This is a genomic window from Mesorhizobium sp. M0140, from assembly GCF_040322475.1.
Lineage (GTDB): Bacteria > Pseudomonadota > Alphaproteobacteria > Rhizobiales > Rhizobiaceae > Mesorhizobium.
Genome location: NZ_JAMYTM010000018.1, coordinates 25,750 through 48,663, shown reverse-complemented (window position 1 = coordinate 48,663; position 22,914 = coordinate 25,750). Strand labels below are relative to the sequence as shown.

At 62.5% G+C, this 22,914-nt stretch carries 17 protein-coding genes and 1 tRNA gene; 7 read left to right on the top strand and 11 right to left on the bottom strand.

Annotated elements, in window-relative coordinates; translation table 11 throughout:
- Positions 1-19 precede the first annotated feature (19 nt).
- Positions 20-1,483: a betaine-aldehyde dehydrogenase gene (gene betB / locus NKJ37_RS18835; RefSeq protein ID WP_352774652.1), complete on the top strand. Its 1,464-nt coding sequence runs from the start codon at positions 20-22 to the stop codon at positions 1,481-1,483.
- Between the two features lie 23 nt (positions 1,484-1,506).
- Here betB and NKJ37_RS18830 read toward each other — a convergent pair whose 3' ends face one another.
- Positions 1,507-3,744, bottom strand: a complete 2,238-nt coding sequence (locus tag NKJ37_RS18830) for a mannose-1-phosphate guanylyltransferase/mannose-6-phosphate isomerase (protein WP_352774650.1) — start codon at positions 3,742-3,744, stop codon at positions 1,507-1,509.
- Between the two features lie 11 nt (positions 3,745-3,755).
- Positions 3,756-5,276 (bottom strand): phosphomannomutase/phosphoglucomutase, encoded by a 1,521-nt coding sequence (locus NKJ37_RS18825; RefSeq protein ID WP_352441323.1) that lies wholly within the window; start codon positions 5,274-5,276, stop codon positions 3,756-3,758.
- A 200-nt stretch (positions 5,277-5,476) separates the two neighbouring features.
- Here NKJ37_RS18825 and NKJ37_RS18820 point away from each other — a divergent pair.
- Positions 5,477-5,553: transfer RNA gene (locus NKJ37_RS18820), tRNA-Pro, on the top strand.
- Positions 5,554-5,995: 442 nt separating this feature from the next.
- Here NKJ37_RS18820 and NKJ37_RS18815 read toward each other — a convergent pair.
- The gene (locus tag NKJ37_RS18815; RefSeq protein ID WP_352441324.1) at positions 5,996-6,457 is read right to left on the bottom strand and encodes a hypothetical protein; all 462 of its coding nucleotides are present in this window, start codon (positions 6,455-6,457) and stop codon (positions 5,996-5,998) included.
- Between the two features lie 183 nt (positions 6,458-6,640).
- Between NKJ37_RS18815 and NKJ37_RS18810 the strand changes: the two genes are divergently transcribed.
- The 3 genes from NKJ37_RS18810 to NKJ37_RS18800 all read left to right on the top strand — a co-directional run bounded on the left by NKJ37_RS18810 (position 6,641) and on the right by NKJ37_RS18800 (position 7,871).
- Positions 6,641-6,856 carry a hypothetical protein gene (locus NKJ37_RS18810; RefSeq protein WP_127295641.1) on the top strand — a complete coding sequence of 72 codons (216 nt, stop codon included), beginning with the start codon at positions 6,641-6,643 and terminating at the stop codon, positions 6,854-6,856.
- Positions 6,857-6,862: 6 nt separating this feature from the next.
- Entirely contained in the window at positions 6,863-7,303 is a 441-nt protein-coding gene (locus NKJ37_RS18805) for a hypothetical protein (RefSeq protein WP_023808494.1), read from the top strand.
- 223 nt (positions 7,304-7,526) lie between these two features.
- Positions 7,527-7,871 (top strand): hypothetical protein, encoded by a 345-nt coding sequence (locus NKJ37_RS18800; protein WP_023808495.1) that lies wholly within the window; start codon positions 7,527-7,529, stop codon positions 7,869-7,871.
- A gap of 33 nt (positions 7,872-7,904) precedes the next feature.
- Here the strand turns inward: NKJ37_RS18800 and NKJ37_RS18795 are convergent, their stop codons facing one another.
- The 4 genes from NKJ37_RS18795 to NKJ37_RS18780 form a co-directional block, all read right to left on the bottom strand.
- Positions 7,905-9,524 (bottom strand): ABC transporter ATP-binding protein, encoded by a 1,620-nt coding sequence (locus NKJ37_RS18795; RefSeq protein WP_023808496.1) that lies wholly within the window; start codon positions 9,522-9,524, stop codon positions 7,905-7,907.
- Positions 9,525-9,540: 16 nt separating this feature from the next.
- Complete coding sequence (locus NKJ37_RS18790) at positions 9,541-10,665, bottom strand: ABC transporter permease (protein WP_352441325.1); 1,125 nt, start codon at positions 10,663-10,665, stop codon at positions 9,541-9,543.
- Entirely contained in the window at positions 10,658-11,581 is a 924-nt protein-coding gene (locus NKJ37_RS18785) for an ABC transporter permease subunit (RefSeq protein WP_027035849.1), read from the bottom strand. Before NKJ37_RS18785 ends, NKJ37_RS18790 begins: the two co-directional genes overlap by 8 nt.
- A gap of 164 nt (positions 11,582-11,745) precedes the next feature.
- Complete coding sequence (locus NKJ37_RS18780; protein WP_023808499.1) at positions 11,746-13,338, bottom strand: peptide ABC transporter substrate-binding protein; 1,593 nt, start codon at positions 13,336-13,338, stop codon at positions 11,746-11,748.
- A gap of 368 nt (positions 13,339-13,706) precedes the next feature.
- Between NKJ37_RS18780 and NKJ37_RS18775 the strand changes: the two genes are divergently transcribed.
- A complete protein-coding gene (locus NKJ37_RS18775; RefSeq protein ID WP_164780233.1) occupies positions 13,707-14,162 on the top strand; it encodes a TadE/TadG family type IV pilus assembly protein in 456 nt (151 codons plus the stop codon).
- Entirely contained in the window at positions 14,163-15,944 is a 1,782-nt protein-coding gene (locus NKJ37_RS18770) for a TadG family pilus assembly protein (protein WP_352752537.1), read from the top strand.
- An 11-nt stretch (positions 15,945-15,955) separates the two neighbouring features.
- On the opposite strand, the gene bglA is transcribed toward NKJ37_RS18770, so the two are convergent.
- From bglA to glgA, 4 genes are all read right to left on the bottom strand, one after another.
- Positions 15,956-17,578 (bottom strand): beta-galactosidase BglA, encoded by a 1,623-nt coding sequence (bglA, locus tag NKJ37_RS18765; protein ID WP_352774647.1) that lies wholly within the window; start codon positions 17,576-17,578, stop codon positions 15,956-15,958.
- Positions 17,565-19,580 carry a glycogen debranching protein GlgX gene (gene glgX / locus NKJ37_RS18760; RefSeq protein ID WP_352774645.1) on the bottom strand — a complete coding sequence of 672 codons (2,016 nt, stop codon included), beginning with the start codon at positions 19,578-19,580 and terminating at the stop codon, positions 17,565-17,567. Before glgX ends, bglA begins: the two co-directional genes overlap by 14 nt.
- Before the next feature lie 255 nt (positions 19,581-19,835).
- Positions 19,836-21,464: an alpha-D-glucose phosphate-specific phosphoglucomutase gene (locus NKJ37_RS18755; protein WP_352609892.1), complete on the bottom strand. Its 1,629-nt coding sequence runs from the start codon at positions 21,462-21,464 to the stop codon at positions 19,836-19,838.
- Between the two features lie 3 nt (positions 21,465-21,467).
- A complete protein-coding gene (glgA, locus tag NKJ37_RS18750) occupies positions 21,468-22,913 on the bottom strand; it encodes a glycogen synthase GlgA (protein ID WP_128302923.1) in 1,446 nt (481 codons plus the stop codon).
- Position 22,914 lies beyond the last annotated feature (1 nt).

Genomic DNA, 22,914 nt, shown 5'->3' with positions numbered 1-22,914 from the left:
AATACATCTGGAGAAAACCATGCGCGCCCAGCCCACGGCATCGCACTATGTCAATGGACGCTACATCGAGGACGAAGGCGGCGCGCCGCTGCCGGTCATCTATCCGGCAACCGGTGAGACCATCGCCATGCTACGTTCGGCGACGCCGAACGTGCTGGAGCTCGCCGTCGAGGCAGCGCGGGCGGCGCAGCCCGCTTGGGCGCGGCTGAAACCGGTCGAGCGCGGGCGCATCCTGCGCCGCGCCGCCGACATATTGCGCGCCCGAAATGCCGACCTCGCCCGCATCGAGACGTTGGACACCGGCAAGGCGGTCCAGGAAACGCTGGTGGCGGACGCGCCTTCCGCCGCGGACTGCCTTGAATATTTCGGCGGCGCCGTCGCCGCCTACAATGGCGAGTCGGTCGATCTCGGCGGACCCTTCGCCTACACAAGGCGCGAAGCGCTCGGCGTCTGTGTCGGCATCGGCGCCTGGAACTATCCGATCCAGATCGCCGGCTGGAAATCGGCACCGGCACTCGCCATGGGCAATGCCATGGTGTTCAAGCCATCGGAAAACACGCCGCTTTCAGCACTCGCACTGGCGGAGATCTACAGCGAGGCCGGGCTGCCCGACGGCTTGTTCAACGTCGTGCAGGGCTATGGCGATGTCGGCGCCGGGCTTGTCGGCCACGATGTCGTCGCCAAGGTGTCGGTGACCGGTTCGGTGCTGACCGGCCGCAAGGTGCTGTCGCTGGCCGGCTCAAAAATGAAGCACGCGACGATGGAGCTCGGCGGCAAGTCGCCGCTGATCGTGTTCGACGATGCCGACATCGAGAACGCCATTGGCGGCGCCATGCTCGGCAATTTCTATTCGACCGGCCAGATCTGCTCCAACGGCACGCGGGTCTTCGTGCAAAACGGCATTCACGACCGCTTCGTCGAACGCCTTGTCGAGCGGACCAAAAAAATCCGCATCGGCGACCCGCTCGACCCCGAAACCCAGATGGGTCCGCTGGTCTCCAAGGCGCAGCATGACAAGGTGGTCGGCTATATCGAAATCGGCAAGCAGGACGGAGCAACGCTTGCCTGCGGCGGCAACGTGCCGTCGCTGCAGGGTTTCCAAGGCGGATTCTTTGTCGAGCCGACGGTGTTCACCGGCGTCGCCGACACAATGCGCATCGCCCGCGAAGAGATTTTCGGGCCTGTCATGAGCGTGCTGAAGTTCGACGATGAGGACGAGGTGATCGACCGCGCCAACGACACCGAATTCGGCCTTGCCGCCGGCGTCTTCACGCGCGACCTGCCGCGCGCCCACCGCGTCATCGCCGAGTTGCAGGCTGGCACCTGCTGGATCAACGCCTACAATCTGACGCCGGTGGAAATCCCGTTCGGCGGCTTCAAGCAGTCAGGCATCGGACGTGAGAATTCACTGGCGGCACTGGCACTCTATTCGCAGCTGAAGTCGGTGTATGTCGAGACTGGGGATGTAGCGAGCCCGTATTGAGAGGCCGGCCTCTCAATACGGGCTCATCCCTTCTCCACCGTCCCATCAAGATACTGCGTCAGCGCGCAGACCAGATGATAGAAGATGCTGGCAGGAACGTCCGATGCCAGCGAGCGGCCGCGCTCGTCGATGCGATCGATCCACAGGCCGAGCGGCGCCGGGTCGATGTGCCAGCGGAACAGCCGGCCGACGCGCGCTTCGATTTCCGGCTTGAGATCGGGGCCGCCAGAGCCATCCAGCGCGATCGCCGCCTTCACGGCTTCGGCCTGCGGCCAACTGCGGGATATCAGGTCGAGCGGCAGGCCTTGCCTGGAGACGGCGCCATAGGCAAGCCCGGTGGCGCGGTTGAGGCCATTGGCAGTGGCCGACGCGTAAAGTTTTCGGGCAAAGCCGCTCAACTCGGCCTGGCCGCTACGCCCGGCGAAATCTACCAGCAAAGAGGCCCATTCGAAATGGTGGCCGGGCTCGGTCCATGACCCTTTCTCGCCGGTGGAGGGTTTCCATTCGGCATCGAAATACTCGCCAAGCGTCCAGCTTTCCGGATCGAAGAAATGACTGCGGAAGAGGTCGATGATACGTGCCGCGCGCCGCAGATGGGCGCGCTCGCCGGTCGCCTGGTGCCAGGCGAGAAAGGCCTCGAGCAGGTGCATATGCGGGTTGGAGCGGCGCTCGCCTTTGCCGTCCGATGTCTCAAGAAAGCCGGTCATGCGGCTGTCTTCGAGATGCGCATCGAGAAAGGCGAAGGTTTCCTCGCCGAGGCGCAAGGCGTCGGGATTGCCTGACATATGCGCATGCGCCAGTGCCAGGAGCACGCAGGAATGATCGTAGGCATCCTCGGTGGCGTCGGCGACCGAACCGTCGACATTCAGCGTGCGAACCCAGCCGCCTTTGTCGGTGCGGCCCTTGCCGGCCATGAAGGCGATGCCGTGGCTGATCAACCGATCGGCCGGGCCGTCCCAGCCGCGCGCCCGGGCGACGGCGAAAGCATAGACCTGTCTTGCCATGGTGCGCATGCGCTTGGGCTTCATCAACGGCGAGGCGTCCAGGCCGAGCGCTTCGTGAAAGCCGCCATGGCGTTCGTCGACCCCCGATGTCGACCACAGCGGCAAGGTCTCCTGAAACAGCCAGTGATGCACGCGCCGGCGCCAGGCGCCGCTTTCGATGACGCGGTCATGCGCCGGCGTGAACCTGGTTTCCAGGCGACCCGATTTTTCGAGCTGCTCGACGATCTTCTTGGCGTGTTGGCTGTGGCTGACCGGGGCGACGAAGGTGGCATCCGATGTCGAAACGATGGCGATATCCTTCATGCCGATCGCCGACAGCAGGCGGCCGTCGCTGCGAATGTAGGAATTCTCGCAATCGATGGCGACGACATCGCCGATGATGACATTGCCCCGGTCGTCTGCGGGGCCGACATCGAGCAGCGACTGCCACGAGCCGAGATCGTTCCAGCGGAAGCCCGCCGGAACCATGGCGATGTCTTTTGCCCGCTCCATGATGGCGTAGTCGATCGAGTTCGACGGAATGGCGGCGTAGAGTTCCAGCGGCATGTAAAGGCCCGACAGATCCGATGTCGCCGCCTTGTAGGCTGCTTCGGTGGCCTGCCAGATATCCGGCTGGAACGCTATGAAGGCGTCACGCATGGTGCTGGCGCGAAACAGGAAGATGCCGGTGTTCCAGTAGAAATTTCCGGCCTTGAGATAGCTCTGCGCAGTCGCAATATCCGGCTTTTCGACGAAGCGCGACACGTCGAAGGTGCCGCCGCTTTCGGCCGCGACCTCGATATAGCCATAGCCGGTCTCTGGTTGCGTCGGCTTGATGCCGAACACCACCAGCCTGCCGACGCGCGCAGCCTCGGTGCCGGCTTCGACGCTCTGCCAAAACTGGCGCGGGGTCGATATCTCATGGTCAGACGGCACCACCAGCACCAGGCTGTCGCCGAACTCGGACAGTGTGCGCAGCGTCGCCAGTGCGACGGCGGCGGCTGTGTTGCGCCCGGTCGGCTCGAACAGCGGACCGCCGCCGGCGAGGTCGAGACCAGCAAGATCGGCGTGAACGCGATCAGCATGGCGCTCCGCGGCGATCAGGAAGATCGGCGTTCCGCCTTCCAGCCGGGCGGTCAGCCGACGCAAGGTCTTGGCCAGCATCGAGCCGTCGCCGGACAGATCGTGGAACTGCTTGGGGTTGTCCTCGCGCGACAGCGGCCACAGCCGCGAGCCGACGCCACCGCTCATGACAAAACTGACGATCCGCTCGGTCATTCAACTACCATTCAAAAGGTCTGGTTGTAGGCGCCCACCTCGGAGCTGCGGCGCAGCACGGCGTCGACAGCCTCGAACATCTCCCGTCGACGCTGCGACGACACCGGGCTTTCGACCACCACGACCAGTTCCGGTTTGTTCGACGAGGCGCGCACCAGCCCCCAGGTGCCGTCATCGGCGACGACGCGCACGCCGTTGACGGTGATGAGGTCTGCGATCTTCTGCCCAGCGAAAACCCTTCCATCCCGCTTCATGGCCTGAAAGTCGGCAACCACCCGTTCGACCACACCATACTTCACCTCGTCCGCGCAGTGCGGCGACATGGTCGGCGTGCCAAAGGTCAGCGGCAGCGCGCGATAAAGATCGGCCATCGAACTGCCCGGGCTGCGATCCAGCATCTGGCAGATGGCGATGGCGGTGACCAGGCCGTCGTCATATCCGCGCCCGATCGGCGGATTGAAAAAGAAATGACCCGACTTTTCGAAACCGGCGACAGCACCGAGTTCGGCGACGCGGCGCTTGATGTAGGAATGGCCGGTTTTCCAATAGTCAGTGACGGCGCCATTGGCGCGCAGCATTGCGTCGGTATGGAACAGGCCGGTCGATTTGACGTCGACGACGAAGGTCGAGTTGGGATGCTGGCTGGAAATATCCCTTGCCAGCATCACACCGACCTTGTCGGCAAAAATTTCATTGCCTTCATTGTCGACGACACCGCAGCGGTCGCCATCGCCGTCGAAGCCAAGGCCCATGTCGGCGCCTGATGCCAGCACCTTGTCCCGGATGGCATGCAGCATCCGCATGTCCTCGGGATTGGGATTGTAGCGCGGAAATGTATGGTCGAGCTCGACGTCGAGCGCGATGACCTCGCAGCCGATGCGCTGCAACGCTTGCGGCGCGAAGGCGCCGGCGGTGCCATTGCCGCAGGCTGCGACCACTTTCAGTTTTCGGGCGATGCGCTTGTCGCGGGTCAGATCGTCGAGATAGGTCGCGCGAAAGTCACGGATGAAATCGTAGGAGCCGCCGCCGATAAGGTCAAAATCGCCGGACAGCACGATTGCTTTCAGCGCGCTCATCTCACCCGGGCCGAAGGTCAGCGGCCGCGCCGCACCCATCTTGACGCCGGTCCAGCCATTTTCGTTGTGCGAAGCGGTGACCATGGCGACCGAGGGCGTATCCAAAGCGAACTGAGCGAAATACGCCATCGGCGACAACGCCAGTCCGATGTCCCTCACCCGTGCGCCTGCAGCCATCAAACCGGACACCAGGGCCAGTTTGATCGACAGCGAATAGGAGCGGAAATCATGCCCGGTAATGATATCGGGACCGGCGCCGAGACGGCGGATCAGCGTACCAAGCCCCATGCCGAGCGCCTGGACGCCGATCAGATTGAGTTCCGGTCGTTGCGCGGAGCCGGGATGGCCGAACCACCAGCGCGCATCATATTCGCGAAAGCCGGATGGCTTGATCAGCGCTGTGGTTTCGAATTCGAAACTGTTGGGCCGGGCGTCGCCAACGATGCTGAAGGACAAGACTGGAAACTCCGAATGGCCGAAATTACGAATTGTCGAGGGCTGCGGCTTAGCACACAAGGCTTTAAGCCATGTTTATTCCGGAAGGGAATCCGGGCCTTTCGGGCAATGCTCGACGAAAGCCGACGAAATGCGACAGAAGTGCCGCCGTGCCGCTTGCAGGAACCAAGTGTGGCGGCTATAAGCCCGCGGTCTGGTCACGGAGTGTAGCGCAGCCTGGTAGCGCACCTCGTTCGGGACGAGGGGGTCGCAGGTTCAAATCCTGCCACTCCGACCAGAGAAAACAAACAGTTAGCGCATCCCGACTTCGGCGCTCCGCCTGCCCCTCAAGCGAGATTACTCGCGTCCCCCGCCAGTCGGATGGGCGAATTTCTATTCGCCGTGCCTCTGTGACCCGGCCGACAGCGATGCCCGTTGCACTGGACAGTAACCAGTCAACCGGCCGCCTGATGCCTTCATGCGTGCGCTCGCGGACAGTTTCGGGTAAACATCCCGACTGGTACGCGCGTCCCCCTCAGCGGAGGCCAAAAAAGCTCAAGATCGCTATCACGATGACCACAGCTCCAACGAGCCAAATGATATTGTTCATTATCTCTCTCCTGTTGCCTGGGAAGCCCGCGCCTCTGGCAGAGAACGCGGGCCGACCAGCCTTTGCCGACTGATCCGCAGCAGACACCAAATCGTGATTCCGGCTGCGGGAAATAAACCATCAGGCACGCCTAATGTTCCGCCGTTTGACGAGATCCAGCGATGACCAGTGAACGTTCGGGTCGATGCCGGACGACCGGAACCAAAGCGATCAGGGGCAGTTTATCCAATGAAGGGCTAATTAAGAAAATGGAGAAACTGCAATGAAAACAATGATCATGTGCGCGTTGGCGCTTTCCCTTGGACTGCCCGTTGTGGCTTCGGCAGCCGAAGCCGATGTGGTTGTTAGAACCCATCATCGACATCACGAAAGCGTCAAGATCATCAACGAAGACGGTCAGCGCTTGCACCACCGCCGCCATGGTACCGTAGCGTTCTATGACCATGGGCGCCGGCATCATCACCGCGATACTGTTGTCGTGACAGGTTCCGTCTCCACCCATCGTCACCACCATCGGCACCATCCCGTTGTGATCGAAAACGACGGGTACTGATCGCAGATCTCCGGCCCGATTCTTGATGAGTCGGGCCACGAAAGGCCTTTTGGCACGCATTCCGGGGTCATGCTTTGGCGGCGCCGTCGGCAAGACCATTGCGGCCCACGACCAGACTTAGGTCCGACCCCTCCCCGACCGAAGTCCAGGGTTGGAAACGTTTGCCCTTGCCCCAAATTCGAGTGGCGGGCAAAAAATGATCAATGAACTATGAGCAGCAGCATGTCGAACCGTGAGACCAAGAAATCCTATGCCCTGAGCATGCGCATGACAGAGATCAAAGCCAGGATGCAGGAAGCCCAGATTACCGAAGACGAGATGAAGACCTTCCAGAAGGTCGCAGCCATCATGGAGGGCGGCGAGGGCCCAATCGAGGTTGACGATCTGATTGCCGCGTCATTCCTCACCGAGACGACGCTGAACAGCCAGAAGCGTTAAGCGACCATGCCGACGATTTGCAGACTTTTTGATTCCCCCGTCGATGCGGCGCGGGTCGCCAGCGACTTGGTGGCAGCCGGAATTCCTCGCGTACAGATCGCGATCATCGGGCCTTACAATGACGAGGCGGGATCTCTTCGGGTTTCCGCTTTGGGATCGTTATTTGGCGCTGCCGCCGGCGGGTTGGTCTGCCTGAGTGCCGTTGCGGCCTATGGCATCAATCCTGTTGCTGCGGGCGTATTGCCAACAGCGGTGGCTGGCGCGGTCTGTGGCGGCGTTGCCGGTCTGTTTGGAACATTCGCCACGGCCGCCATAAAGGCGGATGATCAGGAGGTTGCCGAAGGGGTCGTTCTGGTGACGGCGCATGTCGATGAAAATGACGCCGACATCGCTCAGACAGTGCTCGGCGGTTGCCCCCCGTCGAGGTTCGTGGCCGAGGCAGCGTAGGAAAGGCCGCCCCGACGTCGCCGGAACCGGTACTCTCCGTTTGCCAGCGATTGAGCCCAACACTCGGCAGATAGCAATTCCAGTGACTGAGATGTTCCTGCGTCGGCCGCAAAGGCCGGGCCCAGTGGGAGGTTTCTTCGAGGCCGCATATTTTGACGAAAAGGTCTGTCGGTCTTAGGGTCGTGAACTTGATGGAGTCAGTGAACGGCGGGCCGAGTGCGACATGAATTTGAATTCAACCACAGCCTCGCCCTTGATTCTCGTGATGACGCTGGTTCTCGTCGCTGGCTGTTCATCGCTCGGCAGAACCGTCGATCCAGCGAAATACGATTCGATGACGTGCACCGACCTCAACAGGGCGATGGGAGACGTCGCCCGTGACATCTCGCAAACGGCAATCACGCGCGGCAAGGTCGCCAACACCAATGTTCCACGCTGGCTGCTCGGCGGCTCACGCGTGAAGACCGCGGTGGCCAACCGTGAAACAGCCAGGATCGACCGGCTCAAGCAGCAACAGGATGCCATTGCCGCTGTGCGAGCACGCAAGTGCCCGAGCTCCACAAATTGAGCGGACAGCCAGTGTATCGGTGCGAAGCCTGGTTCAGGCGCTCAGGCGAAATCGCGTCATGTCGATCGCGGCGGCCATCAGCGTCTGTGTGTAAGCGTGCCGCGGATCGCTGAAGATCGCCTCGGTCGGCCCCTCCTCGACGATCTTGCCCTGTTTCATGACGATGATGTAGTCGGCCATGGCGCGCACGACCGACAGATCGTGGCTGATGAAGAGATAGGACAATTCGTGGTCCGCCTGCAGCTTGCGCAACAGTTCGACGATCTGTTTCTGCACAGAGCGATCGAGCGCCGAGGTCGGCTCATCCAATACCACCAGCCTGGGCTTCAGGATCATGGCGCGAGCAATGGCGATGCGCTGCCGCTGGCCGCCGGAGAATTCGTGCGGGTAGCGATTGCGTGCGTTGGGGTCGAGGCCGACCTCGCGCAAGGCGTCGACCGCGCGTTGATCACGCTGCTTGCCCGAGAGATCAGGCTCATGCACCAGAAGTCCTTCGGTGATGACCTGGCCGACGGTCATGCGCGGCGACAGCGAGCCGAACGGGTCCTGGAAGACAAGCTGCATCTGGCGCCGCAGCGGCCGCATCGCCTGCCTGTCGGCTTGGGAAATGTCGCGATCGCCGAAACGGATAAGCCCGTCGCTCGGCAACAGCCGCAGCAAGGCGCGGCCGAGCGTCGACTTGCCCGAGCCGGATTCACCAACGATGCCGATGGTCTGGTTGCGCTGCAGCCGGATCGAGATGTGATCGACGGCACGCAGCATCAGCGGTTCACCAGCAAGAAACCCGCCGCCAATCCTGAACGTCACTTCGACATTTCTGCCTTCAAGCAGCACCGGAGCATTGGCGGGCGGCGGCGCCTTGCTGCCGGTCGGCTCGGACGCCAGCAGCATTTTCGTGTAGGCATGCTGGGGATTGACGAAGATGGCCTCCGCCTCCCCCTCCTCGACAACCTCGCCCTGGCGCATGACATAGACCCGGTCGGCAAAGCGGCGGACGATGCCAAGATCGTGGGTGATGAAGACGATCGCCATGCCGAGCTTGCGCTGCAATTCGGCCAGAAGCATCAGGATCTGCGCCTGGATGGTCACGTCGAGCGCCGTCGTCGGCTCGTCGGCGATCAATATGTCAGGGTCGTTGGCGAGCGCCATCGCGATCATCACACGCTGGCGCTGGCCACCGGACATTTCATGCGGATAGGATTTCATCCGCCGCTCGGGATCGGGAATATGCACCAGCCGCAGCAGCTTGAGCGCCTCTTCCCGCGCGTCGGGGGCATTCAGGCCCCGGTGCCGGCGGATCGGCTCGATCAACTGATTGCCAATCGAATAGAGCGGATCGAGCGAAGTCATCGGCTCCTGAAAGATCATGCTGATCTTGCGGCCACGAACCTGGTTGAGCTCGGATTTGCTAAGCGTCAGAAGATTGCGGCCGCGATAATCGACGCTGCCTGTCGCTTCCCCATTCGATGCCAGCAGGCTCATCGCCGCCATCATCGTCTGGCTTTTGCCGGACCCGGATTCGCCAACCACGGCAACGGTCTCGCCAGATTTGACATGGATGTTGATGCCCTTGACTGCTTCGACGGCGCCGTCAAGCGTGCGGAAGCGGACACGCAGATCCTTGACGCTGAGGATCGTTTCGGAAGCAGCCATCTCGGCGATCCCCATCTTAGCGATCCCTTGGGTCAAGTGCGTCGCGCAGGCCGTCGCCGACGAAATTCAGCGCGAACAGCGTCGAGACGAGGAAGAAGGCGGGGAACAGGAGCAGCCAGTTGGCGGTGCCGATGTTCTTGGCGCCGACCGAGATCAGCACGCCCCAGCTGGTCATCGGCTCCTGCACGCCGAGCCCCAGGAATGACAGGAAACTCTCCAGGATGATGACCTGCGGCACCAGCAGCGTCATGTAGATGACCACCGGGCCGAGCAGATTGGGAATGACGTGGCGCAGCAGGATACCGCGCTGGCCGACACCCATGGCTTCCGCCGCCTGGACATACTCCTGCCGGCGGATCGACAGCGCCTGGCCGCGCACGATCCGCGCCATGTCGAGCCACAGCACGGCGCCGACCGCCAGGAACATCAGCACGAAGTTGCGGCCGAAGAACACCACCAGCATGATGACGAAGAAGATGAAGGGCAAGGAATAGAGCACGTCGACGATGCGCATCATCACCTCGTCGATTTTGCCGCCGGCAAAGCCGGCAGCGGCCCCGTAGACCACGCCGATGACCACCGCCACGACACCCGCGAGCAGGCCGATGGCCAGCGATATGCGCCCGGCCATCAGCGTGCGCGACAATAGGTCCCGGCCGGTGTTGTCGGTGCCGAACAGGAAATATTGCTGCTTGATCGAGGCGCTCATCGTCGCTTCAAGACCGTCGGGCGACTTGCTCTCGATCTTGGTGCCGTCAAAGGCATCGGAACGGTCGAGATAACGGATGTTGCGATCGTCGATCGGCCTGGTCGACTTGACGGTGACGAAGACCTGGTTGCCTTCCTGCCGCCACTCCTTGATCTCGACCCGCATGCGCTTGATCGCTTCGGTAAGCGCCGTCTCGACCATGTCGGCCTTCGGATAGGCTGACAGGCTTGGCGGCATGCGCACATAGTCGGCATAGATGGTAGTGTATTGATGTGGCACGAACCACGGCCCGAATACGCTGACGACACCGATCAGGGCAAGGTAGTACAGGCTGAACATGGCGGCGCGATTGGCCTTGAGACGCGCCCAGGCATCCCCCCAGAGTGAACGGCCGATGACGGCGGGGGCGGCTGTGGCTGCGATGTCAGTCATAGCGCACCCTCGGATCGACGACCGCGTACATGACGTCGACGATCAGGTTGAAGACAATGGTAAAGATGGCGATCACCACCACCGTTCCCATCACCAGCGTGTAGTCACGATTGAGCGCGGCATCGACGAAATAGCGGCCAACGCCTGGAATGGAGAAGATCGTCTCGACAATGACCGAGCCGGTCAGCAATGCCGCCGCCGCCGGACCGGTGAAGGAGACGATCGGCAGGATGGCGCCGCGCAGCGCGTGCTTGACCACCACCGACCAATCGGACAGGCCGAGCGCGCGCGCCGTGCGGATGTGATGGGACCGCAAGGATTCGATCATCGAGCCACGCATCAGCCGGGCGACGATGGCGATCTGCGGCAGAGCGAGCGTCAACACCGGACCGACCTTGTTGATGAAAGCGCCATCGCCCCACCCACCGATCGGCAGCAGCCTCCAGGTCAGCCCGAACAGGAGTTGGATCACCGGCGCGATGACGAAGGTTGGGATGGTGCTGCCGGCCGTCGCCAGCGCGATCACCGTATAGTCGCCAAGCTTGTTCTGGTTAAGCGCCGCAATGGTGCCGAGCACACAACCGAGCAGCAGCGCCAGGACGAGCGCCGAGGCGCCGAGCTGAACCGATATAGGCAGGCCCTTGGCGAAGAGTTCGGTGACGGTGAAGTCCGGCATGTTGTAGCTCGGGCCGAAATTGCCGCGCAGCAGATTGCCGAGATAATGGACGAATTGCAGCCAGAGCGGGTCGTTGAGGCCGAACTGGGCTTCGAGATTGGCCTTGATCTCGGGGCTCAGCCCCCGCTCTTGGTTGAATGGGCCGCCCGGCGCGACGCGCATCAGGAAAAACGCCATGGTCACGATGACGAACAGCGTCGGGATGGCGGTCAGAAGCCGCCGTAATACGTATCGCAGCATCGGTGCCCCGCTTGATCCAGAGCAACGCGCGTCCAGCCGGACGGTTGCGCTCTAGCCTTCAAATCTTCGCACCGACATACCGAAAATCGATTCCGGTTTCCGGACCGATGCGATGGCCAACCAGCACCGCCGCGCATTGAGTTGCGCGGCGGCCCGGCTAAGGATCAGTCCTTACTGATGAAGCGGGACGGATGGATATCCATCACATTGTCGTCGAAGCCATGCAGCTTCGAGGAAACGATGTCGTGGAAGCTGTAGTAGAGAAGCGGAATGTTACCGACGTCATCGACAAGGATGCGCTCGGCCTCAGCGAGGTCCTTCATGCGCTCTTCCGGCTTACCGCCGGCAGCCGCCGCCTTGTCCATGGCCGCTTCATATGCCGGGCTGACATAGCTCGAATAGTTGTTACCGCTGGCCTTGCGGGTGATGCCGAGGAAGGTCTCCGGATCCTTGTAGTCGGCGATCCAGGCGGCACGCGCCACGTCGTAGTCGCCCTTCTGCTCGAGGAAGGAGTAGTGGGTCTTGGTGTCGGTGTTGACGAGCGAGACGTCGACGCCGAGCGGCTTCAACTGTTCCTGGATGGCGACGGCCGTGTTCTTGTGGTTTTCCGACGTGTTGTAGCGGATCTCCATCTTCAAGGGATGCTCGGGCGTATAGCCGAGTTTCTCGAGGGTCTTCTTGGCAGCGTCCTCGCGGTCGATCTGCGACATGTCGGCGTATTTGGCCGTTGCCGGCGAGTAGCCCGCGATGCCCGGAGGCACCATCGAATAGCCAGGCAGCATCGAGTTCTGCCAGACCTTCTCGGCGAGGAAGTCGCGGTCGATCGCCATCGAGATGGCGTTGCGCAGTTCGACATTGTCCCACGGCGCCTTGTCGGTCTTGATCGCATAATAATAGGTGCCGAGATAAGGTCCGACGCGGACCTGGTCGCCGAACTTGGTCTTGAGGTCAGCGAGCTGTTCGGTCGGCAGGTCGCCGTAGCTGTCGAGTTCGCCGGCCTCGAAGCGCTTCATCGCCGATGAGCGGTCTTCGGTCGGGATATAGTTGACGACGTCCATCTTGACGGTCGCGGCGTCCCAGAATTTCGGATTCTTGACCAGCTTCATGTGGTCGTTGGGAATCCACTCGGCCAGCGTATAGGCGCCGTTCGAAACGAGATTACCCGCCTTGATCCAGTCGGCGCCGAGCTTGTCGATCGAAGCCTTGTTGACCGGATAGGTGGCCTGATGGGTCAGCATCTCCAGGAAGTAAGGCGTCGGCGCCTTCAGCGTGACTTCGAGGGTATTTGCATCAATCGCTTTGACACCCATATCCTCCGGCTTGCCCTTCTTGGTGTTGACGTCCTCCGCACCCTTCACCGGGTACAGCATCGAGGCGTATTCGGCAGCGGTGGCCGGGTCTTCCAGCCGACGAAACGAATAGACGAAGTCGTCCGCCGTCACCGGGCTGCCATCCGACCAGAGGCCATCCTTGCGCAGCTTGAAGGTGTAGACAGTGCCGTCGTCGGACACTGTCCAGCTTTCGGCCGCGCCCGGAATGAGGTTCGTCTTCTGGTCATGCATGACCAGGCCCTGGAACAGGTCGCGTATGATATCGGCTTCGTAGACTGTCGAGGTCTTGTGCGGATCGACCGTCTCCGCTTCGGCGGCGCTGCCTCTGTTATAGACGGTCTCGGCGAAAGCCGGCGTGTAGAACGTGCCGGCGGCCAGCGCCATGGTCGTGGCGAGCACCGTCGCCTTCAGCATGTTTTTCAGCATGAAGTTCTCCCTGTCGGCGCTGCCGTTGGCGCGCCTATTAAGTGTTGACGCCCTGGAGCCGATATCTGACCCCTTTGAGCGCGCCGCTGGTTCCCATCCTGCGGCTCGTGCCCAGACACTAACGCGGAGAATTTTTATTTCAACAGACTCTCTGGGTCACCCAAAGTAAGGCGGACGAAAGCTATGGCGTGGCCGCTGAAACACCAGCCGAAACCAGAAGCTTGACTTGGTTTCTTCACCTCGACGTCATTTTTCACCGCGAATCGGAGCCACGCCAGTTTGCCGGAATGTCTTAATGCGTTCTTAAGCAACCACAGGTTACATTATGATTGCCTTCTATACAGTTCGATCTCAGACGCGTGGCGGCTATGAGCAACGGAGCAAGTAAATTGCCCAAGGTCTTTCAATTGGTGCGAAAATTTCAAGAGGAACGTGGAACTTCTGCGGTCGAATTTGCCTTACTTTCACCGATTTTCATTCTTCTTCTACTCGGAATGGTTGCATATGGTATATACTTCGGCGCCGCCAACTCGATCCAGCAGATCGCAGCGGATGCCGCCCGCACGGCAATTGCCGGGCTGAACCAGACCGAGCGCCAGACGCTCGTGGCCAGCTTCGTCACCAACAATGCCGGCGGATATCCCTTCGTGGATGTCAGCAAGTTGACCTACCAGGCCAACGACAGCGCGGCCGATGGAAGCCAGTTCGTGGTGGCCATCCAGTACGATGCCCGCAACCTGCCGATCTGGAACCTTTTCCCGGGCATAGCCATGCCCGGGACCACCATCAAGCGCCAGTCAACGATCAGGGTCGGGGGCATTTAAATGCTGCTGCATGCGTGCAATGGGATCGGTCGGCTTGCCCGGTTGATGCTGGGTGACAGGAAAGCGAACTTCACCGTCATGGCGGCATTGAGCGCGCCGGTGGCGCTGGCCCTGGCCGCGGTGGCCATCGACGAAGCCTCGATCTACACCGAGCGCCGCGAAGCACAGGCAATGGTGGATCTGGCGGCGATCACCGCCGCCTCGAACATGACCAAAGTCAACACAGCGGTTGTCACCACGCTGACCGACAACGGCATGCCAGGGGTTGTCGTTCAAAGCTCGGGACAGACGATCGAGCCGGCGGCCGGCAAAACCGTCGTGACGGTCACGCCCGGGAGATATGTGGCATCCGGGGCCAATGTGGGCCAGCGTTTCCAGGCCAGCATAACACCCTACAATGCCGTCCGCGTCACCCTGAAGAAGATCCCTGCCCGCTATTTCGCGAGTTCGCTGATCCCCACTCCCGTCATCGGCACCCAAGCCACCGCCAGCATGACGCCGCAGGCGACGTTCTCGGTCGGATCGAGGCTCGCCAGCCTCAATGGCGGCATCCTCAACGCGCTTCTCGGCGGACTTCTCGGCAGCAACATCTCGCTCAGCGTCATGGACTACAACGCGCTGATCTCGGCGGATGTGAGCGTGCTCTCCTTCGTCGACGGCGTTGCCACACAGCTGAACCTGACCGGCGTGTCGTATTCGGATGTGCTGGCATCGAAGGCGACCGTCGGCCAGATCGCCACGGCCATGGCCAATGTGCCCGGGCTTGGCAACACGGCCAAGGTCGCCCTGCAGACGATCGCGTCCAAGTCGACCAGCACGGTAAAGATCCCGCTCAGTCATCTGGTCGATCTCGGCTCCGTCGGCAAATTGGGCCTCGGGCAAAGGCCCGCCGGCCTCGGCGTCGATGCCAGCGCCTTGGGAATGCTGACGGCCGCTGCCGGACTGGCAAACGGTTCGAAGCAGGTCGACGTCGCCCTCGGCGCCACCATTCCCGGGGTGCTGTCGACCACGCTCGCCATCGCCATCGGCGAACCGCCGCAATCCTCGCCATGGCTGGCGGTTGGAGAAGCCGGCACCGTGGTGCGCACCGCGCAAACGCGCATCAAGCTGCTGGTCACGGTCGGCGTCGGCAATCCAAACCTGGGCGGCGGCATCAGCCTGCTGTCGGTCAAGCTGCCGCTGAATGTCGAAGTGGCCTACGCCGAGGCCAAGCTGACCGACATCAGCTGCCCGACCGGCCCCGACAGCCTGAAGGTTACCATTGCCGCGAAGCCCGGCGTCGCCGCGGTGAACCTTGCCGCCAGCGACGCCGATAACAGCCCCACCGCTTTCGCCGATTTCAGCAACCCGCAGTCGTTCTCCGACGCCAACATAGCGGATGTCAGCCTCAATCTGTTGCTGCTAAAAATCCCGCTAATACTGGTGAAGGGGTCGGCGGGTGCCGATATCACCAACGTCAGCCCGACCAACCTGGTCTTCAACAAAACCGAGATCGCCGCCAAAACCATCAAGACGACGCCGACACGGGACCTGACTCAGACGCTGACAACATCACTGGTCGACAAGTTGTCACTCTCCGTCAACGCGCTGGGTATCCTCGGGCTTGACGTAACCGCCCTGCTCGGCGCAGTGAAACCTGCGGTGACGACGCTCTTGAAAACCGTGACCGCACCAGTCGACACATTGCTTTACAATCTGCTCGATACGCTCGGCGTGCATCTCGGCGAAGCCGATGTCCGGGTCACCGGCGCGACATGCGGACGTGCGGTGCTGGTGCAGTAACGGTCCGGGTATCAGTCGAGCCTGCCAACAAAGGCTCCGAGCGCTGGCAGCAAAAGCTCGGTCTCGACGACCGCGGCATTGCCATCCAGCTGTACAACCGCTCCGATGTCCCCCCGCAACTGCCAATTGGCCGATCCCTCGGCGAAATTAAAGACACAGAGCAGTCTTTCGCCGCCGCCCTCGCGAATGAAAGCGAGCACGTCACCCTCGGCGTCGAGAAAGCGGATCGAGCCTGATACCAGCGCCTCATGCTCTCCGCGCAAGGCCAGCGTGGTCCGATAGGACTTCAGCACCGAGGCCGTGTCGGCATTCTGGACGTCGACCGCGTGGGTGCGATGGCTGGCCGGTATCGGCAGCCACGGCTTGGCCGTGGAGAAGCCTGCATTGTCGGCGCCGGCCTCCCAGACCATCGGCGTGCGACACCCATCCCTGCCCTTGACGCCTGGCCAGAAGCGGATGCCGACGGGATCGCGCAGATCCTCATAGGCCAGTTCCGCCTCCTCCAGGCCCAGTTCCTCGCCCTCATAGAGGCAGATCGAGCCGCGCAGGCAGGCGAGCAGCATGATCGAGAATCTTGCGACCGCGTCGGGATCGCTATCCGGCCTTGTCCAGCGGCTGACATGGCGCACGACGTCATGGTTGGAGAATGCCCAGCAGACCCAGCCGTCGGAGACGGCCGCCTCGAAGGCTGCGACGCAGCCACGCACATGCGCGGCCGAGAACTGCGGACCGAGCAGGTCGAAGGTGTAACACATATGCAGCTTGTCGCCGCCGGAGGTGTAGGCGGCGAGCGTCTGCAGCGAACGGCCTTCATCGCCGATTTCGCCGACCGCGGCGCGGTTGTCGTATTCGTTGAGCAGCGCCCTCAAGCGGCGCAGGAACGCCAGGTTTTCCGGCTGCGTCTTGTCGAACAGATGCTCCTGGTAGAGGTAGGTGTTGGTCTCGCCGTTGGTGCCGGCGACGCTCGACGCCAGCGGCGGATTGCTGCGCAGCCAGCGGTCGTGGACATAGTAATTGACCGTATCGAGCCGGAAGCCGTCGACGCCGCGCTCCAGCCAGAACCGCACCGTGTCGAGAAGCGCGTCCTGGACCTCCGGGTTGTGGAAATTCAGGTCGGGCTGCGAGGCAAGGAAATTGTGCATGTAATACTGCCGGCGGGTCGAATCCCATTCCCAGGCCGGGCCACCGAACACGGAGAGCCAGTTGTTGGGCGCCCCGCCATCGGGCTTGGTATCGGCCCAGACATACCAGTCCGACTTGGGGTTATCGCGGCTGGCGCGGCTTTCGGCAAACCAGTCGTGCTTGTCGGACGAATGCGACAGCACCTGGTCGATGACGATCTTCAGGCCGAGGCGATGCGCCTCGGCGACCAGCGCATCGAAGTCCTCAAGCGTGCCGAACATCGGATCGACATCGCAGTAATCCGACACGTCGTAGCCCATATCGGCCATGGGCGACTTGAAGAAAGGCGACAGCCAGACTGCGTCGACACCAAGCGAAGCGACATGAGCGAGCCTCGACGTAATGCCGGCGAGATCGCCGCTGCCGTTGCCGGTCGTGTCCTGGAAGGAGCGCGGATATATCTGGTAGATGACGCAACCGCGCCACCATCCGGTCTTGTCACCTGCCGCCATTGCGCTTCTCCCCTGTGCCGGCTTGCGCTCGTTCGATCATGAAGATCACCGCCCGTCCCGATATCGGTCGCGAGCTGTCCGCTGGCTCGGCGGTTTCGAGGGTTGGCACCCAGCAAAATCCTTCACGCTCAGGCAAGGTGAACATGCAGGCCCGACGATCGCCGTTGACGAGCACCGCAAGACGGCGCTCGTCGTCGCTGGCGCCACCCAGGATCATGACAAGACGGTGCTGCTGCGGATCTTGCCAGCCTTGTCCATCGAGCGGCGTGCCCGTTTCGGTCAGCCATGCGACGTCCGGCGTCCCCGAACCTGCCTGCGGCTGGCCAGTTAGGAAGCTTGTATCGAAGAGCGCCGGCATCGACCGGCGCAGCCTCGAGAGTTCCACCGTGTAGCGCTCCAGCGCCTGGTCACGGCCGGCCCAGACGAGCCAGGTGATCTCGTTGTCCTGCGCATAGGCGTTGTTGTTGCCTTGCTGGGTGCGGCCGAATTCGTCGCCCGCGGTCAGCATGATGGTGCCGCGTGAGGCAAACAGCGTGGCGAGCAGCGCGCGCTGATCGTTCAGGCGAGCAGTTGGTACGGCCGGATCGTCCGCATCCCCTTCGACGCCGTTGTTCCAGGACAGGTTTTCATTGTGGCCGTCGCGGTTCTGCTCGCCATTGGCTTCGTTGTGCTTGCGCTCGTAGCGCACGATATCGGCGAGCGTCATGCCGTCATGGGCGGCGATGAAATTGACGGTCCGACTGGCGTTTTGCCTGTTCGTTGCGAACACATCGGACGAGCCGGCAAGCCGGGTCGCCAGCGCACCGACCATGCCGGCGTCGCCGCGCCAGAAGCGTCTGACATCGTCGCGATACTTGTCGTTCCATTCGAGGAAGGGCGGCGGGAAATTACCGAGCTGATAGCCGTCGGAACCGATGTCCCACGGCTCGGCGATCAACACCCGATCGGCCAGCAGCGGGTCGTCGCGCATCGCTCTCAGCAACGACGCCTCGGCATCGAATGTTCCTTCGACCCTGCCCAAAATGGGCGCCAGGTCGAAGCGGAAGCCGTCGACGCCGGCATCCCTGACGAAATGGCGAAGCGTGTCGAGGACCATCTCCTGGACGACAGGATGGTCGCAAGCGACCGTGTTGCCGGTGCCGGTATCGTTGGCCAGCCCGCCGTCTGATGAGTGCCGGTAGTAGGCCTGGTTGTCCAGACCGCGCAGCGACAACGTCGGGCCAAGCCAGTCGCTCTCGCCGGTGTGGTTGAAGACGAGGTCGAGGATGACGCCGATGCCAGCCTCGCGCAGCACGGCGACCGTGTTTCGCAACTCCATGACGCCGCCCGGCGCCAAACGCGGATCGAGGGCCATGAAAGTCACGGGATTGTAGCCCCAGGCATTGCGCAGCCCGAGCGGCGGCAAATGTCGCTCATCCATCGACGCGGTCACCGGCATCAGTTCGACCGCGCCAACCCCCAGTTTTTTCAGATGCTCGATAACCGCCGGGTGAGCAAGTGCGGCGACTGTTCCGCGCAATTTTTCGGGAATGTCCGGATGCAGCATGGTGAAGGCGCGCACCGGCACTTCGTAAATAAGGCCGCCCGGCTGGAATAGCGGCGGGGCAGCCTGCACCGGCTTCGGCAGCGCAGCGGCAATCGCCTTCGGCATCAGCGGTGCGGTATCGGCGCCCTCGCCCCGGCGCTGGGCCAGCCGCCAGTCATAGACATAGGACCTGTCGATCTCGACGGCGTAAGGATCGGTCAGGAGCTTGGCAGGGTCGAACCACAGCCCGCGCTCCGGCGCGTAGTCGCCATCGGCGCGAAAGCCGTAGCGGATGCCCTGGCCAAGGCCCGCAACGAACAGCGCATGGACGCCCTCACCTTCCGGCTGCAGTTCGAGCCGTTCGATCTCCCGGCCGCCCCGCTCGTCGAAAATCGAGACCCAAAGCCGACGGGCGGCCTGCGACCAAGCGGCAAAGCGGATGCCTTCGCGGGTGACGGTGGCGCCGAGCTGGGTCACTGGAAAATACCGCCAAGGTTAGCGCGAGGCACCCCCCTCTGCCCTGCCGGGCATCTCCCCCTCAAGGGGGGAGATCGGACCGTCGCATCGCTTTCGCCAACGGCCAACGCAGCATGAGGAACGAGGCGCTGAAACTGCCGATCTCCCCCCTTGAGGGGGAGATGGCCGGCAGGCCAGAGGGGGGTGCAGCGCCATACGCCCGTCATTATCTAACCTGGCGCTCTGCGAGAGCTATGGGCGCGTGCAGCGCCATCCTCAAGTAATCACACTTGGCTCGGCGCGGCCGGTATGGCTGTGAATCCCGGCAATATCATCGGCCGCGGCTATCAGATCGGCAAGGGCGGCCTGGGTGTCGAGGTCGTGCCTCGACTTGTCCGACTCGTAGCGCTCGATATAGACGCGCAGCGTGGCACCTGACGTGCCGGTGCCGGACAGCCGAAAGACCACCCGCGAACCACCTTCAAACAGCACCCTGATGCCCTGATGCTCGCTGATCGAACCGTCGACGGGATCGTGATAGGCAAAGTCGTCGGCGCTGGCGATTGTCATGCCGCGCACGCTGGCACCCGGCAGCGCGCCGAGCTTGGCGCGCAGTTCGTCGACCAATGCGGTGGCGCGGTCGCTCTCAACCTCTTCATAATCGTGCCGCGAATAGTAGTTGCGACCGTAGGTCGCCCAGTGCTCGGCGACGATCTGCTTGCAGCTTTCGCCCCGCGCGGCAAGGATGTTGAGCCACAAAAGCACCGCCCAAAGGCCGTCCTTTTCGCGGACGTGGTTGGAACCGGTGCCGGCACTTTCCTCGCCGCAGATCGTCGCCATGTCGGCGTCGAGCAGATTGCCGAAGAACTTCCAGCCTGTCGGCGTCTCATAGAGGGCGATGCCGAGTTTTTCGGCGACGCGGTCGGCAGCGCCACTGGTCGGCATCGAGCGGGCGATGCCCTTCAGCCCGCCCTTGTAGCCGGGCGCCAGGCGGGCGTTGGCGGCAAGCATGGCAACCGAGTCCGACGGGGTGACGAAAATGCCCTTGCCGATGATCAGATTGCGGTCGCCGTCGCCATCCGAGGCAGCGCCGAAATCCGGCGCGTCTGGTCCCATCATCTCGTCATAGAGGTGCTTGGCATGGACGAGGTTCGGGTCCGGGTGATGGCCGCCGAAATCCGGCAGCGGCTTGAAATTGCGGCAGGTGCCGATGGGCGCGCCGAGCCGGTTTTCCAGGATCTCCTTGGCGTAGGGGCCGGTCACCGCGTGCATGGCGTCGAAGCGCATGCGGAAGCCGGATTTGAACAGTTTGCGCAAGGCATCGAAATCGAACAGGCTTTCCATCAGTTCGGCATAGTCGGCGACCGGGTCGATGATCTCGACCGTCATGCCGGCGGCCTTGACCGTGCCTGTTGTGTCGATGTCGATCGGATCGATGTCCGCGATCTTGAAGCTCGAAATCGCCCTGGTCTTTTCGAACATCGCGTCGGTCAGCTTTTCCGGCGCCGGGCCGCCATTGCCGGCATTGTACTTGATGCCGAAATCCTCATGCGGGCCGCCAGGATTGTGGCTGGCCGACAGGATGATGCCGCCAAAGGTCTTGTATTTGCGGATGACATGCGAGGCGGCCGGCGTCGACAGGATACCGCCCTGCCCGACCATCACCTTGCCGAAGCCGTTGGCGGCTGCCATGGCGATGGCCTTCTGGATGACCTCGCGGTTGTAGAAGCGGCCATCGCCGCCGATCACCAGGGTCTTGCCCTTGAAACCGTCGAGCGCGTCGAAGATCGACTGGATGAAATTCTCGGCATAGTGCTCCTGCTGAAAGACAGGCACCTTCTTGCGCAGGCCCGACGTGCCGGGCTTCTGGTCGGAATAAGGCTTGGTGGGGACGGTGCGTATCATGCTTCAGGCAACCCTTTTCGAAAGCAGAGAGCGATAGAGTTCGACATATTTTTCCGCGCTCTTGTCCCATGACACATCGGCCTTCATGCCCTGGCGCTGCAACGATTCCCAGACCGCCGGACTGGCATGTGCGTCGACGAGGCGGCGGATGGCGTGCAGCAAGGCACCGCCATTGTTGGGCGCGAACTGGAAGCCGGTGGCGACGCCGGCCGAAACGGCAGCCTCATTGGCGTCGATTACCGTGTCGGCAAGGCCGCCAGTGCGGGCAACCACGGGTACGCAGCCATAGCGCAGGCCGTAAAGCTGCGTCAGCCCGCACGGTTCGAAGCGCGAGGGAATGACGATGGCGTCGCAGCCGCCTTGCATGATGTGCGACAGCCCCTCGTCGTAGCCGACGACGACCCCAATGCGGCCGCGATGCCGGGCGGCGGCGGCGAGCAGCGCGCCTTCGAGGCCGGCATCGCCCGAGCCGAGGATGGCCAGGCGCGCGCCGGTCGCAACAATGCCGTCGACCGCTGTCGCCAAGGTATCCATGCCCTTTTGCCAGGTTAGGCGGCTGACGACGCAGACGATCGGGCTGTCGTCGCGCTCAAGGCTGAAGCGGTCTTCCACGGCAACCCTGTTGGGCGCGCGCGCCTTCAGCGTGCTAGCCGTATAGGTGGACACCAGGTGCTTGTCGGTTTCCGGATCCCAGATGTCGGTGTCGATGCCGTTGACTATGCCATAGAGATCGCTGGAGCGCATGTTGATGAGGCCGTCGAGGCCCATGCCGAATTCCGCCGAGCGGATCTCCTGCGCGTAGGTCGGACTGACCGTGGTGATCGCCCAGGCGGCCTGCAGGCCGGCCTTGAGGAAGCCGACACCGCCATAATATTCGACGCCGTCGAGCGCCATCGCCGCTGCCGGCAGGCCGAGTTCGCCAAAGATGGCGGCGCCGAACTGGCCTTGGAAAGCGAGGTTGTGGACAGTCATCATCGATGGCACGCCGACCGCCTTGCCGTAGCGCATATAGGCCAGGGTCATCGCCGACTGCCAGTCATGGGCATGGACGATGTCGGGTTGGTAGCCAGAGATGGCGCCACCGGCGATGTCGCCGCCGACCTGGCTCAACGCCGCGAAACGCCGCCAATTGTCTGGCCAGTCCACGCCGGTGGCGTTGCCGTAGGGACCGCCGGGACGGTCGAACAGATGCGGCGCATCGAGCACGAACAGTTCGAGCCCGGCGAGTTGGACTGAATGGACGGAGGCCTTGCCGCCCTGCAGCAAGGGATATTGCAGAACCGCCCGCTTCTTCTTGAAGGCGGCCATGACGGTCGGAAACCCTGGGATGAGCGTGCGCACGGTCACGCCCTTGCCCGCCAAGGCAATGGGCAGCGCGCCGGTCACGTCGGCAAGCCCTCCGGTCTTGATCAGCGGAAAGATCTCGGGCGTGACCGACAGAACCTGCATG

Coding starts and splice junctions, on each gene's coding strand:
- NKJ37_RS18795 (WP_023808496.1), bottom strand. CDS start 9,524: ATGGCTGCTTCCGAAACGATCCTCAGCGTCAAGGATCTGCGTGTCCGC.
- bglA (WP_352774647.1), bottom strand. CDS start 17,578: ATGGCGGCAGGTGACAAGACCGGATGGTGGCGCGGTTGCGTCATCTAC.
- NKJ37_RS18830 (WP_352774650.1), bottom strand. CDS start 3,744: ATGACCGAGCGGATCGTCAGTTTTGTCATGAGCGGTGGCGTCGGCTCG.
- NKJ37_RS18810 (WP_127295641.1), top strand. CDS start 6,641: ATGTCGAACCGTGAGACCAAGAAATCCTATGCCCTGAGCATGCGCATG.
- NKJ37_RS18800 (WP_023808495.1), top strand. CDS start 7,527: ATGAATTTGAATTCAACCACAGCCTCGCCCTTGATTCTCGTGATGACG.
- NKJ37_RS18805 (WP_023808494.1), top strand. CDS start 6,863: ATGCCGACGATTTGCAGACTTTTTGATTCCCCCGTCGATGCGGCGCGG.
- NKJ37_RS18790 (WP_352441325.1), bottom strand. CDS start 10,665: ATGACTGACATCGCAGCCACAGCCGCCCCCGCCGTCATCGGCCGTTCA.
- NKJ37_RS18770 (WP_352752537.1), top strand. CDS start 14,163: ATGCTGCTGCATGCGTGCAATGGGATCGGTCGGCTTGCCCGGTTGATG.
- glgA (WP_128302923.1), bottom strand. CDS start 22,913: ATGCAGGTTCTGTCGGTCACGCCCGAGATCTTTCCGCTGATCAAGACC.
- NKJ37_RS18785 (WP_027035849.1), bottom strand. CDS start 11,581: ATGCTGCGATACGTATTACGGCGGCTTCTGACCGCCATCCCGACGCTG.
- NKJ37_RS18780 (WP_023808499.1), bottom strand. CDS start 13,338: ATGCTGAAAAACATGCTGAAGGCGACGGTGCTCGCCACGACCATGGCG.
- NKJ37_RS18775 (WP_164780233.1), top strand. CDS start 13,707: ATGAGCAACGGAGCAAGTAAATTGCCCAAGGTCTTTCAATTGGTGCGA.
- betB (WP_352774652.1), top strand. CDS start 20: ATGCGCGCCCAGCCCACGGCATCGCACTATGTCAATGGACGCTACATC.
- NKJ37_RS18755 (WP_352609892.1), bottom strand. CDS start 21,464: ATGATACGCACCGTCCCCACCAAGCCTTATTCCGACCAGAAGCCCGGC.